Origin of the sequence: Novosphingobium sp. (assembly GCF_039595395.1) — a bacterium.
GTDB lineage: Bacteria > Pseudomonadota > Alphaproteobacteria > Sphingomonadales > Sphingomonadaceae > Novosphingobium.
In genome coordinates this window covers 3,502,782-3,517,009 of the sequence record NZ_JBCNLP010000001.1, presented here as the reverse complement: position 1 = coordinate 3,517,009, position 14,228 = coordinate 3,502,782, and the positions used below count along the sequence as shown (strand labels likewise).

11 protein-coding genes are annotated in these 14,228 nt (G+C 63.7%); 4 read left to right on the top strand and 7 right to left on the bottom strand.

Features of this window, described 5'->3' with window-relative positions:
• Positions 1–107 precede the first annotated feature (107 nt).
• Complete coding sequence (locus tag ABDW49_RS16085) at positions 108–593, top strand: DUF2867 domain-containing protein (RefSeq protein ID WP_343613057.1); 486 nt, start codon at positions 108–110, stop codon at positions 591–593.
• A 314-nt stretch (positions 594–907) separates the two neighbouring features.
• Here the strand turns inward: ABDW49_RS16085 and ABDW49_RS16080 are convergent, their stop codons facing one another.
• The 7 genes from ABDW49_RS16080 to ABDW49_RS16050 form a co-directional block, all read right to left on the bottom strand.
• The gene (locus ABDW49_RS16080) at positions 908–3,634 is read right to left on the bottom strand and encodes a TonB-dependent receptor (protein ID WP_343613055.1); all 2,727 of its coding nucleotides are present in this window, start codon (positions 3,632–3,634) and stop codon (positions 908–910) included.
• Positions 3,635–3,956: 322 nt separating this feature from the next.
• Entirely contained in the window at positions 3,957–4,721 is a 765-nt protein-coding gene (locus ABDW49_RS16075; RefSeq protein ID WP_343613053.1) for an SDR family NAD(P)-dependent oxidoreductase, read from the bottom strand.
• 32 nt (positions 4,722–4,753) lie between these two features.
• The gene (locus ABDW49_RS16070; RefSeq protein WP_343613052.1) at positions 4,754–5,677 is read right to left on the bottom strand and encodes an alpha/beta hydrolase; all 924 of its coding nucleotides are present in this window, start codon (positions 5,675–5,677) and stop codon (positions 4,754–4,756) included.
• A 341-nt stretch (positions 5,678–6,018) separates the two neighbouring features.
• A complete protein-coding gene (locus ABDW49_RS16065; RefSeq protein ID WP_343613050.1) occupies positions 6,019–7,074 on the bottom strand; it encodes a sugar phosphate isomerase/epimerase in 1,056 nt (351 codons plus the stop codon).
• A gap of 11 nt (positions 7,075–7,085) precedes the next feature.
• Entirely contained in the window at positions 7,086–8,207 is a 1,122-nt protein-coding gene (locus tag ABDW49_RS16060; RefSeq protein WP_343613049.1) for a Gfo/Idh/MocA family oxidoreductase, read from the bottom strand.
• A 58-nt stretch (positions 8,208–8,265) separates the two neighbouring features.
• Positions 8,266–9,237: a sugar phosphate isomerase/epimerase gene (locus ABDW49_RS16055; RefSeq protein WP_343613047.1), complete on the bottom strand. Its 972-nt coding sequence runs from the start codon at positions 9,235–9,237 to the stop codon at positions 8,266–8,268.
• Entirely contained in the window at positions 9,237–10,457 is a 1,221-nt protein-coding gene (locus ABDW49_RS16050; RefSeq protein ID WP_343613045.1) for an MFS transporter, read from the bottom strand. The genes ABDW49_RS16055 and ABDW49_RS16050 overlap by 1 nt, the downstream gene beginning before the upstream one ends.
• A gap of 89 nt (positions 10,458–10,546) precedes the next feature.
• Between ABDW49_RS16050 and ABDW49_RS16045 the strand changes: the two genes are divergently transcribed.
• The 3 genes from ABDW49_RS16045 (at position 10,547) to ABDW49_RS16035 (ending at position 13,971) form a co-directional block, all read left to right on the top strand.
• On the top strand, positions 10,547–11,125 hold the full coding sequence (locus ABDW49_RS16045) for a gluconate 2-dehydrogenase subunit 3 family protein (protein WP_343613043.1): 579 nt from the start codon (positions 10,547–10,549) through the stop codon (positions 11,123–11,125).
• Positions 11,126–11,245: 120 nt separating this feature from the next.
• The gene (locus tag ABDW49_RS16040) at positions 11,246–12,934 is read left to right on the top strand and encodes a GMC family oxidoreductase (protein WP_343613041.1); all 1,689 of its coding nucleotides are present in this window, start codon (positions 11,246–11,248) and stop codon (positions 12,932–12,934) included.
• A 26-nt stretch (positions 12,935–12,960) separates the two neighbouring features.
• The gene (locus tag ABDW49_RS16035; RefSeq protein WP_343613039.1) at positions 12,961–13,971 is read left to right on the top strand and encodes a LacI family DNA-binding transcriptional regulator; all 1,011 of its coding nucleotides are present in this window, start codon (positions 12,961–12,963) and stop codon (positions 13,969–13,971) included.
• Positions 13,972–14,228: the final 257 nt, after the last annotated feature.

The following is a 14,228-nucleotide window of genomic DNA, read 5'->3' as shown; positions in this document are numbered from 1 at the left end:
CGGCTCGGGGTGATCTCCGGGCCGCCTTTTTGCGGCTACGCTGGAATGCATGCAAACATGCGCTATATCAGCGCGATAGCTGCGTGTTTCTTCCGCGAGGGCAAGCCATGAGCACCATCGACAGCCGCGATATGATTGGCCCTCGCGAGGCGCTGGCCTATTACGACAGCCAGTCGATCGATCTGCCTCGCGCCGTCACGCCGCTGGAGGCGTGGAACCTGATGATGGCGCAGCCCCAGCCGGTGCTGCGCTGGGCGTTCCGGGTTCGCGATGCGATCTCGGCATGGTTTGGCGTCAGAAAGATCGGCGGCTTTACGGGGCGGCGTCATACGGAGGTGAAGGTCGGTGACCGGCTCGACTTCTTCCTGGTCGAAGGCGTGCGGCCTGATGCGCTGCTGCTGACGGCGCGCGACCGGCATCTCGATGTCATGACCGGGCTTCATACCGATGGCACGCGCCTGACCGTCACCTCCTCGGTGATCGTGCATAATCTGTTCGGGCGGGCCTATATGGTGCCGGTGGGGCCCGCGCACAGGGTCATCGTGCGGGTGATGCTCAGGCGTTTGCGCAGGAGTTTGATGGAAGCCGGGTAAGGGAGAAAAGAGACAGGCGAGGGGGTTACCCCCTCGCGCTCCCATGAATGTCGATCTTACGCTTCGGGTTCGGCCTTGCGTGCGGTCGCCGCGCCGCAGGCTGAAAACCCCCAACGAGCCTGTCGTGTTGGGGGGGCTTCACTGCCTGCGGCGCAACGCAGACAAATAAAGGGATTGCAAAGGGCGATGGCCCTTTGCCCGCCGGAGGCATACTTCCCTCTTCCTGAAACACACAAAAAAAGACGACCGGGAGGGCAAATCCCGGTCGCCGCAGGTGAGGAGGCCCGGTTGGTACCGGGCCGTGTGAAGATCGATCAGAACTTGTGCTTCAGCCCGAACTCGAAGCTGCGGCCCAGCGTCTGGCCCAGCCCGGTGCCGTCCACCGTGCCGAAGCCTGCGCCGGTCACATTCTTGTAGGAGGGGTTTTCGTCGCCGACATTGTTGACGTTGAGGCTCAGCGTGGTGCCGCTCAGCAGGCCGGCGTCCTTGATGTCATAGGCGAAGTACAGGTTCACCGGGTGGAAGGAGTCGACATGCGTCTGCGTGATCGCTCCGGTGGTGATCGGCGCGATGTCGAAGCCCGCCGAATAGTTCATCGTGGCGCGCATCGTCAGATTGCCGACCGAGCCGCCCAGCGCCAGCGCAAGCTGCAGGCGGCTGAGGCCACCCTGGCTGGGGTCAAAGGCGCTGAGCTGCGTGGTGCCGCCCACCGCCAGGCTGGCGTTCTTCAGCGAATAGGTGCCCGCCACCATGGCATTGACCGAGCCGAAGCTGGTCGGCCGCTGGTAGTTCAGCTTGAAGTCCAGACCGCGGTAATAGAAATTGCCCAGATTGGTGCGGGTGGCGTTGAAGATCGCATAGGGCGTGGTGCCGTTGGCGATGTTGTTGGCCGAATAGAGCGTGGCCAGGCTCGGCCCCTGCACATGCTCATTGCCGATCAACGCCTGGGCCTGTGCCAGGGTGGGGTTCAGCACATAGGTGCTGGCAAAGGCCGGGGTGGTGAAGATCGAGGGTGAATAGAAGGGGTAGATGTTGATGGCGTGGAACAGGTTCACCGCCCAATAGGTCAGGCTCATCGACAGGCCGGGGACGAATTTGGGCTTATAATCCGCGCCGAAGGAATAGGTGTGCGCGGTCTGCGGGCCGATGTTGTTGCCGCCGCCCGCCAGCAGGATCGTCGGGCGTCCGATGTTGGCATTGAAGTTCGAGCCCACCGGCTGGAACGGGCTGTTCAGCAGAACCTGCGCGCGGCTGTCGATGGCGCCGGCCTCGTCCTGAAGGCTGGGCGCGTTGAAGGAGGTGCCGTAATTGCCGCGCAAGGTGAAGCTCGGCGTCGGCTGATAGGTGAAGCCGATCTTGGGGTTCACCGTGCCGCCGAAATCGCTGTAATTGTCATAGCGGATCGAACCGTCGAGGTTCAGCGCATAGATAAAGCTGTTGCGGTTGTCGGCGCCGAAGACCGGCACATAAAGCTCGCCCCACACCGATTTGGTGGTGCGCTTCTGATTGGCGAAGGCCGCGTTGGAGAGGTCTCCGGGCACGGCATCGGCCTGATAGGCCACGCTCTTTTCATGCGAGAGCTGGGCGCCCGCCGCGATCTTCACCGCTCCGCCCGGCAGGTTGAACAGCGGGCCGGTGACATCGAGGCGCACCTGTTCCAACGTCTGCACATTCTGCGCGAATTGCGCGAAATTGGTGATCGCCTGAATGACCGAGGGGTTGGTCGCCGCGATGTTGTAGGGGTTGAGCGCGGTCGCCGGATTGGTGGAGGCCAGAGCGGCGGATTCGGCGGCGGCATTGACCTCGGCCGAGCTGGCGTTGGTCTTGCTGTGGCCGTAATTGCCCAGCAGCGTCACATCCCAGTGATGGCCCAGATCCATCTTCAGCGTGGGGGTGATGCCATATTCCTGGGTCTTGGTGGTGTTGATCGCCGAATTGCCGTTGGTGCTGGCGTAATTGTAATAGACCGTCTGCGATGTCGCGGTGCCAACCGGGATGAAATAGGGGTTGGACGAAGTAATCGTGCCGCTGGAGGCCAATTGCGCGGTCAGGATGGTGGTGTCGCGCCGGGTCCAGAAAGCGGTGACGTCGAGCTGCAGCCGGTCGGTCAGGCGCTGGGTCAGCGATCCGAAGACCGAGTTCTGCGTTTCGTTGGGCTGCAGGTCGGTGTAAAGGTCGGCGTCGCATTTGTTCTGCGTGCCCGCCACCAGATTGGGCAGGGCGTAATTGACGCCATTGGCCACCACATTGCCGGGGTTGCAGTTGGCGACGCGGTTGTCGGTGCCGCCAAAGGGCGTGAGATTGGTGCGGTAATAGCTGCGATAACGCCCCAGCAGGTCCGAATTGTGGCGGTTCTCATAGGAGATGATCGCCGAGCCCGAACCCCAGTCCTTGCCGCCGGTGACGTTGAAGTCCTGCTTGTAGTAATTGTTGGCGAGGCCGTAATGCGCGTCGACCTCCAGCCCGTTCATATGCTTGCGGGTGATCATGTTGATGGTGCCCGCGATGGCGTCCGAACCATAAAGCGCCGAGCCACCATCGGCCACCACATCGACCCGCTCCAGCATGCCGGCGGGGATGATGTTGATGTCGGGCGCGGTCTGCAGGATGCCGACGCCGACCATATTGTGCCCGTTGAGCAGCAGTAGCGTCGCCGCGCCGCCTGCCGCGCTGATGTTGCGGATGGTGGGGCGCACGCTGGTGCCGCCGCTCAGGCCTGTGCCGGGGGTGGGCAGGGCGTTGAAGGCGTTGGAGATTTCCGGCACCGTCGCCATCACGCCCAGCGCCGTGGTGGCGCCCGAGGAGGCGATGTCGGCATGGCTGACGCCGACGACATTGGTGCCGACCGGGGCGATGCCCTTGATGAGGGTGCCGGTGACGACGATCTCATTGTCGGTGGGTTGGCGCGGCTGGTCCGGCGCGGCGGCGGGGGCATCGGCCCCGGCATCTGCAACAGGCGCGGGGGCGCTTTGGGCCATGGCGGGGGCGGCCAGCAGGGCCAGGCTCGACACGGATGTCACATAGATCAGAGTTTTCAGCATAATCCCTCCCTGCGGATGCGGTTCTGTTGACCGTCATCGGCTTGCGTCATGTGACCAGAATGGCTCGCCTGATACGGAGCGATGCAATTCTGTACATTGCGATACGAAGTACAGAGGAGGGCATGGAGCATCCTGCACGAAACTGTCATCGCATGCACAAAAATGAACGTGTTTTGGATTGAATGCTTGGTGTTGCTGGCTTGCAACAAATTTTCGGCGCAAGATGGGCCTATGAATGCTTGCCATTATTGCAGCAGCTTAGCGAAGTTTTGCCATATATTGGGAAAATGGGCGACGACATGCGCCGCCGCCCGGAACAAACCTATTGCAGGTTCACAAAGGCCCCGCCATCGACCAGCAGCGCCGCGCCGGTGACATATTGCGCCATATCCGAGGCGAGGAAGATGATCGGCCCGGCCAGATCCTCGGCCTCGCCCAGACGGCCCAGCGGCACGCGCGCCTCCATGCGGCGGCGCTTGTCGAGATCGGCCAGATCCTCGCGGTTGATCTCGGTCAGGATCGTGCCGGGCAGCACCGAATTGCAGCGGATGTTGTGCTTGCCAAGGGCGATGGCCGCGCTCTGCATCAGCGAATGGACGCCCGCCTTGGTGGGGGTGTAATGCGTCTGGAACTCGCCGCCCACCAGCGCGGAGATCGAGGACACCGCGACAATCGCCCCGCCATGGCCCTGCTTCACCATCTGATTGGCGGCGGCCTGCACCATGTAATAGGCGCCATGCAGATTGACGCGGAAGGTGCGCTCCACCACCGCCACCGGCATGTCGAGCAGGGCATGGAACGGGCAGATGCCCGCATTGTTCACAAAGACATCCACCCCGCCAAAGGCCTCGACCGCGCGGGCGATGAAGTCCTGAGCGGTGTCGGGATCGGCCACATCGCCCCGCACGGCCAGCGCCTTGCGGCCCATGGCCTGAATGTCGGCGATCACCTGCTGCGCGCGGTCCTCGCTGGTGGCATAGTTGATCGCCACATCCGCGCCTTGCCTTGCGGCCTCCACGGCGGCGGCGGCACCGATGCCGGTCGATCCGCCCGTGATCAAAACGCGTTTACCTGCCAGCAATGTCATCAAGGCTCTCCTGAGCGTGGGAATATGGAAAATCAGCGCTTTGGGGTCAGCAGGCCGGGAGTCAGTAAACCTCTGGCCTGCGCCCAGGCGAGGAATTGCTCGATCCACAGATCGCTGCTCTTGCCCTGTTTGCGCATGCCGAAACCGTGGCCGCCGCTTTCATAGAGATGCGCCTCCACCGGGCGGCCCGCCGCGCGATAGGCGGTGATGAAGCCAAGATCGCTGTGGCCGAAGATGGGGTCGTCGATCGCCATGGCGGTGAACATCGGCGGGGCGTCGGCGGGCACGGCGCGTGTGCTGAGCGGGCCGTAGATCGGGGCGATAAAGTCGGGGCGGCTGGCTGTGTCCGGGTCGAGGCCGGTGCTGATCGTGGTCATGGCGCCGGCGGAAAAGCCCATCAGGCCAACGCGATGCGGGTCGACATGCCATGCGGCGGCGCGCTGGCGCACCAGCCGCAGCGCCGCCTGAGCATCGGCCAAAGCCTCGGGCGGGGTGGAGAGGTTGTCGCTGGTCTTGCCCGCATTGCCGAGCAGCGCGGCGAGCTGGCCCATAAAGGCGGGCGTGTCGCGCGGGGTGGGTTTCAGGCGATATTTCAGCACGAAAGCGGCGATGCCATGGGCCGCCAGCCAGCGCGCGACATCATAGCCCTCATTGTCGATCGAGAGCATCATGAAGGCCCCGCCCGGCGCGACCACCACGGCGGCGCCATTGGCCTTGGCCGGATCGGGCAGAAAGGGCGTGAGCGTGGGCGCGGTGACATTGCGCACGATGCGCGAGTCCATGAAGCTTTCCCATTGCTCGGCATCCGGGGTTTTCGTCTGGGGTATCAGGGGGATGGCGTTGGGATCATGGGCGCCGGGCAGTTCCGTGCTCGCCGGTTGGGCCTGCGCGACAAGGGGCGAAGGCAGCGAAAGGCCGAGGGCCATGATGGCCAGCTTGCGACGGGATACAGGCATAGCGGCGCCCTCATGCGGGATTGGACCGTGGCCGGAGGCTTGGGCCTGTCCAGCGTGCTCAGGATGAGGGCTGGCGCGGGTGGCGTCCTGCATGAAATGTATCGCTGCGATGCCGGGGGAGCGCGCGGATCTTGCCGCTGGAGGATGCGGGGTGACGGCGCGGTGAAATCCCGCCCTTTGTGCGCCGGATTGGTGTGAACGGCTTGAGGATCAGCGGTTTGCGTGGGGTGCGCGCGCTCGGTGGGCAGCCGGGTGTCGGAGGCTTGGCGCGGGCAGGGGAAGGTTCGTTTTGTGCAGGGCGCGGCCCATCGGATCCCTGCCGATGGGCCGCGCCGGAACGATCAGTCGCCGAAGCCCATCAGGCGCCGGTTGAGCGCGCGATCGGCGCCGGATTTGGCGAAATCGTCGAAGGCATGGGGCGTGGTGCGGATGATATGTTGCGCGATAAAGGGCGCGCCTTCCGCAGCACCATCCTCGGGATGCTTGAGGGCGCATTCCCACTCCAGCACGGCCCAGCCGGCATAGTCATACTGCGCCATCTTGCTGAAGATCTGCGTGAAATCGACCTGGCCATCGCCCAGCGAGCGGAAACGACCGGGCCGGTCCACCCAGCTCTGATAGCCGCCATAGACGCCGCTGCGGCCATTGGGGCGCAGCTCGGCATCCTTCACATGGAAGCATTTGATGCGCTCGTGATAGATGTCGATAAAGGCCAGATAATCGAGATGCTGCAGCACGAAATGGCTGGGGTCATAGAGAATGTTCGCGCGCGGATGATTGCCCACGCGATCAAGGAACATCTCGAAGGTCACGCCATCGTGCAAGTCTTCGCCGGGGTGGAGTTCGAAACCGATATCGACGCCATTCTCGTCGAAGACATCGAGGATCGGCTTCCAGCGGCGGGCCAGCTCATCGAAAGCGTCTTCGACCAGACCGGCGGGACGCTGCGGCCAGGGATAGACATAGGGCCACGCCAGCGCGCCGGAGAAGCTAGCATGCGTGGTCAGCCCCAGACGGCGTGAGGCGACTGCCGCCAGCTTCACCTGCTCGACCGCCCATGCCTGACGCGCCGCCGGATTGCCGCGCACATGCGGCGCGGCAAAGCCATCGAATTGCGGATCGAAGGCCGGATGCACCGCCACCAACTGGCCCTGCAGATGGGTCGACAGCTCGGTGATCTCCAGACCCTTGTCGGCCAGCATCCCCTTGATGTCGTCGCAATAGGTCTGGCTGTCGGCGGCCTTCTCCAGATCGAACAGGCGCGGGTCAGCCGGGATCTGCAGACCCTTGTAACCCAGACCCGCCGCCCAGTCGGCCAGACCCGACAGCGTGTTGAAGGGCGCTGTATCGCCCAGAAATTGTGCCAGGAAGATACCCGGCCCCTTGATGGTTCGCATGATGTGTCGCCTTAAACCGTGAAATCGACCCAGCCCGCGCCCTTGGCGCTGGCATGAACCGCCGTTTCGATCAGAGCCATACCGCGCAGACCATCGGCGATGCCGGGGATCAACGCGCCCTCCTCGCCGCGCAGCAAACGCGCGAAATCGCGATACAAATTGGCGAAGGCTTCCAGATAGCCCTCTGGGTGGCCGCCCGGCGTGCGGGTGGCCCACTGGGCATCGGTGCCCAGATCGGGATCGCCCGCCTGCACCAGCTCGCTGCGGCCGTTCTCATGGAACAGCCAGAGCTGGTTGGGCTCTTCCTGACGCCAGCGCAGCCCGGCCTTTTCGCCATAGATGCAGATCGTCAGCCCGTTGCGCTCGCCCACCGAAATCTGCGAGGCGAGCAGCGCGCCGCGCGCACCATTCTCAAAGCGCAGCAGGATCTGGCAATCGTCATCGACCCGGCGACCCGGCACCACCGTGCCCAGATCGGCCAGAATTTGGGTCACCTTCAAGCCGGTGACAAATTCCGCCAGATGAAAGGCATGGACGCCAATATCCGCCACGCAGCCGCCGATGCCGCTGCGCGAAGGATCGCCGCGCCATTCGGCCTGCTTGCCGGTTTCGGGCTTGGCCAGCCAGCCTTGCGGGTATTCGACCACCACCTTGCGGATCGGGCCCAGAGCGCCCGCCGCCACGCGTGCCCGTGCCTCGCGCACCAGCGGATAGCCGGAATAGGTGTAGGTCAGCGCAAAGGGTTTTGCTGACTTCTCGACGATGGCGGCCAGTTCATGCGCCTGTGCCAGCGTGGTGGTGGCGGGCTTGTCGCAGATCACCGCCAAACCAGCCTCCAGCGCGGCTTGCGCGGCGGGCAGATGCATATGGTTGGGCGTGGTGATCGCCACGAAATCAATGCCATCCTCGCGCGCGGTTTCTCGCGCGATCATCGTCGCGATGTCGGGATAGGCGCGGGCCGGGTCGATGCGATAGCTCTCGCCCGCCGCGCGCGATTTCTCCGCGCTGCTGGAAAAGGCGCCCGCGACCAGCTCGATCTCGCGGTCCATCTCGGCGGCCAGGCGGTGCACCGGGCCGATGAAGGACCCCGGCCCGCCGCCGATCAGTCCCATGCGTAAACGGCGTGAAGCCATGAAATCACTTTCCTTGAAAGGAACCGGGGAGCGTCCGCACGCCCCCCGGCAAACGTCCTCAGGCCTTGAAGCGCGAGAGGAAATCGTAGGACATCTTCACCGAGTCGAAACGGTCATGCGCGAAGGGCGGTTCCTGCTCGACGAAGTAATGCTGCACCCCGGCCGCCACGCAGGCGGGCAGGATGGCATGCCAGTTCAGCTTGCCCTGACCCACTTCGCAGGGGTCCTGCTGCAGCGCATAGTTGGTCTTGGTGGTGGGCTTCACGTCCTTGAGGTGAACCATCTTCACGCGGCCCTTGAGGCGACGCAGTTCCGTCGCCGGGTCGAGCCCGCCCGCCGTGATCCAGCCCAGATCGAGTTCGAGGAACACGAGGTTGGGGTCCAGTTCTTTCAGCAGCACGGCCCAGCCGGTGGTGCCGCCCACCGGGCGGAATTCCATATTGTGGTTGTGATAGCCCAGTTCGATGCCATGCGGCTTCAAAGCGGCGGCGCGCTTGTTGAGCAGGTCGCCCATACGCTTCCACATGTCGATCCCGCCCGCCTCGATCCCCTGGATCAGCGAGGCGCGCTGGTCGGGGCCGGGCTTCCAGTCATCGGGCAGCAGGGGGATGGGCAGCACGGCCTTGCCGATGCCCAGCGTGCCCAGCGCATCGGCGATCTCCTGCGGGCTGCTCATCAGCGTCAGCGAGCCGGGGGGCAGGCGGTTGGGCAGGCCCATATGGATCGAGCTGAATTTCACGCCCGCCTTGTCGCCCTCGGCGCGCAGATCCTTGGCGCTGTGACCATAGAGGCCGGGCAGCTCGAACTCCTTGTAGCCGGTGGCGGCCAGACGGGTGAGGGTGCCCGACAGATCCTTCTGCGCGGCCTCGCCCATGGTGTAGAGCTGGATGCCGATCGGCTTGTTGATCCGCTTGAAGAAAGGCGTGGTGGGGGCGGCGGCCCAGGCCGGGGTGGCGGCGGCAACGCCGGCCACACCTCCCATAGCCATGGCGCCTGCGAGCAGGCTGCGGCGGTTCATCTCAAAAGCCATCAGATATCCTCCAAAGACCCGGCCGGTGCGACCGTGGGTGGGTGAAACGCAAAGGCAAGAACCAGCGCGCCCAGCAGGGCCAGCCCGGTGGGCACATAGAACAGCGTCTGGTAATCGACCTTGCCATCCGCGCCGGTGAGCGCGGCAATCAGGTTGGGGAAGACGTAGCTGGCCACCATGTTGCCCACGCCCAGAATCAGCAGGTTGAACAGGCCCTGCGCGCTGGAGCGGACATCCTTGGGGAAAGCGTCATCCACGAAGATGTAAACCGTGGCGAAGAAGAAGGCGTAGCAGATGCCATGCAGCAACTGCACCGCGATGATCGCGGGAATGCTGTCGGCCAGAAAGGAGAAAGCGAGGAAGCGCGCGGCATGGCCAAGGATGCCCACGATCATCGTGGTGCGCCAGCCCAGCTTCACCAGCACCTTGCCCAGCACCAGCATGGTGAGGATTTCGGCGACCTGCCCCAGCGACAGCACTACCATCGAGAGATTGCCGGCAATCCCCACGCGGTTCGTCAGGAAGGCGTCGGACATCACGAAATAGCCGTTATGCACCACCGAATCGATGAAGGTGACGAAGAACAGCACCGCGACATAGGGCTTCTTCAACAGGCCGAGCGCCCGGCGCCAGGCCAACGAATCGACACCATTGCCCTTCTGCGGCGGGGTGTGCGGCAGGGTCAGCGAGAAACCGGCCAGCAGCAGCGAGATCACCGCCGAGACGATGAAGATCGCCCGCACGTCCACCGCGGTGGAATGCGCGCCGAGGATGAAGATGAAGGGCCAGCTCGCCATGATCCAGCCCACCGTGCCGCCCGCGCGTACCGTGCCGAAATCTTTGCCATCCTTCAGCGCGGCAAAGGCGATGGTGTTGCTGACCGAAAGGGTGGGCACATAGACCAGGCTATAGGCCAGATAAAACAGGAAAAAGGGCAGGAACTGCGTGCTGAAGGCCGCCCCGAACAGGCAGATGGCACCGATTACATGGCTGACGGCCAGAAAGCGTTCGGCGGCGAAATAGCGGTCCGCGAATTGATTCGCGAAAAAAATGCCGACCACCGAGGCAATGCCCCAGCAACAACCCACTAAAGCCTGCTGTGACGCGGAAAATCCCAGCATGCCCATATAGGGGAACAGCTTGGGAGCCCAGGCCCCCCAGATGGCCAGTTGCAGCGCCATCATGCTGAAAAGGCGTATCTTTTGTATTGTTGTTGACAAGGTCCGATCCTCTGCCCCATATTTTTGTAAACGTTGCCAGAATAAAACGGCATCGGTCAAGAAAACAAATATGGAAGAGGGGATTCTGGATGATCGAACTGGATCGTCGGCAGATGCTGGAGGGGCTTGGCGCCCTGATCGGCCTTGCTGCCCTGCCTGCCGAAGCCTTGGCCGCCGTGGCGGGCCCAAATGCCAAGACCGCGCCTTCGCTCGACAAACCCACCACCGCGCTGGCCACCGCCTTTGCCGACACGCTGATCCCGCAGACCGATACGCCGGGCGCGGTGCAGGCGGGCGTCCCCGCGAAGTTCGACGCGCTGATGCATGACTGGGCCAGCCCCGCGCATCGCACCGCCTATCTGGCCGCGCTGAGCGCCATCGACGATGAGGCCAAGGCCAAGGCGGGCAAGCCTTTCGCCCTGCTGACCGCCGCCCAGCGGCTGACAATTCTCAAGGCCTATGATGCGCAAAATCTGAAGAGCAACATGGCTTACGCCGCGCTCAAGGATCTGTTTGTCAACCTTTATTACCTCAGCGAACCCGGCTCCACCGTCGAGCTGCGCTATGAGCACAACCCCGGCGTGTGGGAGGCCTCGACGCCGATGACGGCCGAGACGCGCGCCTGGGCCGGGGCCATGCCCGCCGGCAAATTGCTGGTGATCGCCTGACGGGCGCAACACGCTGATGATACGGCCCAACCCACATTCGCCTGACCCCATTCGCTGGGCAAGGGCACGGGCCGAAACACGGATCAGGACGCGGACAACAACGCGGACGCACGGGAGAGAATGATGTTCGACGCCATTGTCATCGGCTCGGGGATGAGCGGCGGGATCGCCGCCAAGGAATTGTGCGAAAGGGGCCTCAAGGTCCTCGTCATCGAGCGCGGGCGCAAGCTGGAGCATGGCTCCTCCTACACCGACTGGATGCAGCCCTGGGATCTGCCCAATGCAGGCAACATTCCGGAAGAGGAACTGGCGCGCGACTATCAGATCCAGCGTCAGTGCTATGCGGTCAACAGCGCCACCAAGGACCTGTGGGTCAAGGATAGCCAGCACCCTTACGAAACCACGGAAAACAAGCCTTTCTCCTGGATCCGTGGCTATCATCTGGGTGGCCGCTCGATCATGTGGGGCCGCCAGACCTACCGCTTTTCGGAGATGGATTTCTCCGCCAACAAGCGCGACGGCCACGGCATCGACTGGCCGATCCGCTATGCCGATATGGCGCCCTGGTATGACAAGGTGGAAACCTTCATCGGCGTCTCGGGCGCGAACGAAGGCCTGCCGCAGCTTCCCGACGGCAAGTTCCTGCCCGTGATGGCGATGACCGACACCGAGAAGATGTTCAAGGAAGCGGTCGAAAAGCAATTCCCCGGTCGCAAGGTGATCCAGGGCCGCTGCGCCCACCTCACCGAGCCGCAGCCGCACCATATCGAGCTGGGCCGCAACCCCTGCCAGTATCGCTCGCTGTGCGAGCGCGGCTGCAGCTTCGGCGCCTATCATTCCAGCCTGTCCTCCTCGCTTCCAGCGGCGGAAAAGACCGGCAATCTCACCATCGTCACCGATGCCATCGCCCATTCGATCATCACCGATCCCAAGACCGGCAAGGCGACCGGCGTGCGGATCATCGACCAGAACACTAAGGAAAAGCGCGTCTATGAGGCGCGGATCGTCTTCCTGTGCGCCTCCACCATCGGCACGGCGCAGGTGCTGCTCAATTCGCGCAGCGACGCCAATCCGCGCGGGCTTGCCAATGGTTCGGATCAGGTCGGGCGCAATCTGATGGACCATGTTTACGGCCCCACCGTCGCGGGCGTGATGAACGGGCCCGAGACCTATCATCGCGGGCGCCGCCCCAATGGCATCTACATTCCGCGCTATCGCAATCTGGAGGCCGACGACACCGGCTATCATCGCGGTTACGGCTATCAGGGCGGGGTGATGCGCCAGGGCTGGCGCCCGATGGCCGATGCCGAGCCCGGCGTGGGCGCGGAGCTGAAGGAGCGCGTGCGTCATCCCGGCCCCTGGGCGATCCGCCTGTCGGGCTTTGGCGAGATGCTGCCCGATCCGAACAACCGTGTCACCCTGCATGCCAGCAAGACCGACGAATGGGGCATTCCCCAGCTCACCATCGATTGCGCTCATGGCGAGAACGACAAGGAGCTGGGCCGCCGCATGCTGGAGGATGCCAAGGCCATGCTGATCGCGGCGGGCGCCACCATCACCGCCGAAAGCGGCAAGCTGCACCCGCCGGGGCTGGGCATCCACGAGATGGGCACGGCGCGCATGGGGCATGATCCCAAGACCTCGGTTCTGAACGGTTTCAACCAGGCGCATGAGGTGCCCAACCTGTTCATCACCGATGGCGCGGCCATGACCTCGAGCGGTTGTCAGAACCCGTCGCTGACCTATATGGCGATGTCCGCGCGGGCGGCCTATCACGCGACGGAATTTATGAAGGCGGGCACGATCTGATAGGCCGCTGACGCAAGGAAAACAGCTTGGTTACCATCCGTGACATTGCCAAACGGGCCGGCGTTTCCGTCGCCACGGTCTCGCGCACCCTGCGCGAGCCCGAGGCGGTGCGTCCCGTGCGGCGCGAGCGGGTGCAGGCCGCGATCGACGAGATGAATTACACGCCTGACGCCATTGCGCGTCAGTTGCGGCGGCGCAGCAATGAGACGATCATCGTCATCGTGCCCGAGATCGCCAACCCGTTCTTCTCAGGGATCGTGCAAGCCATTGAAAATGTGGCGCATGATCTGGGCTATCGCGTGCTGATCGGGGAAACCCAGGGCAAGCAGGAGCGGCTGGATTACTATGCCGACATGGTCCAGACGCGCGTCGCCGACGGGCTGATCCTGCTGGGCTCGCTGATGCCGCGCATCGTCACCAACGCTCTGGACAGCGGGCAGAAAGAGCCGCCGATCCCGATGGTGCTGGCCTGCGAGCATTTCGAGCCGCTCGAATGCCCCAAGGTGGTGATCGACAACATCGCCGCCGCCCATCTGGCGGTCAGCCATCTGATCGAGAGCGGGCGGCGGCGCATCGCCACCATCACCGGCCCGCTCGACAATCCGCTGACCGTGGACCGTCTGCAGGGCTATCGCGATGCGCTTGAGGAGGCCGGGCTGCCCTTCCGTGAGGATTGGGTGGCGCCGGGCGATTTCTCCATCGAATCAGGCTATTCCGCCATGCGCAGCTTGCTCGACGCCGGGCAGATGCCCGATGGCGTGTTCTGCGCCGGTGACGAAATGGCCGTCGGCGCGATGCATGCCATCCGCGAGGCCGGGCTGGTGATTCCGCGCGCGATTGCGGTGGTGGGGTTCGATGATCTGCGCTTCGGGGCCTTTGCCGCTCCGCCGCTGACCACCATCCGCCAGCCCGCCAATGAGCTGGGGGAAACCGCCATGCGCATGATGGATGCCGTGCTTCACAAACGTCCGCTCGACCAGCTCAAGGTGGTGCTGCCGCATGTGCTGGTAACGCGTGGCTCCACGGCGATGAGTTGAGCGAAAGTCTTGCTTGCACCAGAGAGACGCTCTGGTTATGGTCTGTAACAAGGTGACACCGATTGCAAAGAGCAGCGGGCGCCAGGAGGAGGGGAAGAAAGATGCGGCAGTGCCGCTTTTTATAAAATTCAGATTGTAATCGGTACCATTTTTCTCCGTTCGACCTGCTGATCGTGATCAATCGGCGCAGGCGGGCAGGGAAGGCGTGCGGCCGAGGGTATGGGCCCCTTTGTCTTTCGCTCATTTGGTATCGTTTT

Coding starts and splice junctions, on each gene's coding strand:
- ABDW49_RS16080 (WP_343613055.1), bottom strand. CDS start 3,634: ATGCTGAAAACTCTGATCTATGTGACATCCGTGTCGAGCCTGGCCCTG.
- ABDW49_RS16060 (WP_343613049.1), bottom strand. CDS start 8,207: ATGGCTTCACGCCGTTTACGCATGGGACTGATCGGCGGCGGGCCGGGG.
- ABDW49_RS16075 (WP_343613053.1), bottom strand. CDS start 4,721: ATGACATTGCTGGCAGGTAAACGCGTTTTGATCACGGGCGGATCGACC.
- ABDW49_RS16085 (WP_343613057.1), top strand. CDS start 108: ATGAGCACCATCGACAGCCGCGATATGATTGGCCCTCGCGAGGCGCTG.
- ABDW49_RS16045 (WP_343613043.1), top strand. CDS start 10,547: ATGATCGAACTGGATCGTCGGCAGATGCTGGAGGGGCTTGGCGCCCTG.
- ABDW49_RS16065 (WP_343613050.1), bottom strand. CDS start 7,074: ATGCGAACCATCAAGGGGCCGGGTATCTTCCTGGCACAATTTCTGGGC.
- ABDW49_RS16070 (WP_343613052.1), bottom strand. CDS start 5,677: ATGCCTGTATCCCGTCGCAAGCTGGCCATCATGGCCCTCGGCCTTTCG.
- ABDW49_RS16040 (WP_343613041.1), top strand. CDS start 11,246: ATGATGTTCGACGCCATTGTCATCGGCTCGGGGATGAGCGGCGGGATC.
- ABDW49_RS16055 (WP_343613047.1), bottom strand. CDS start 9,237: ATGGCTTTTGAGATGAACCGCCGCAGCCTGCTCGCAGGCGCCATGGCT.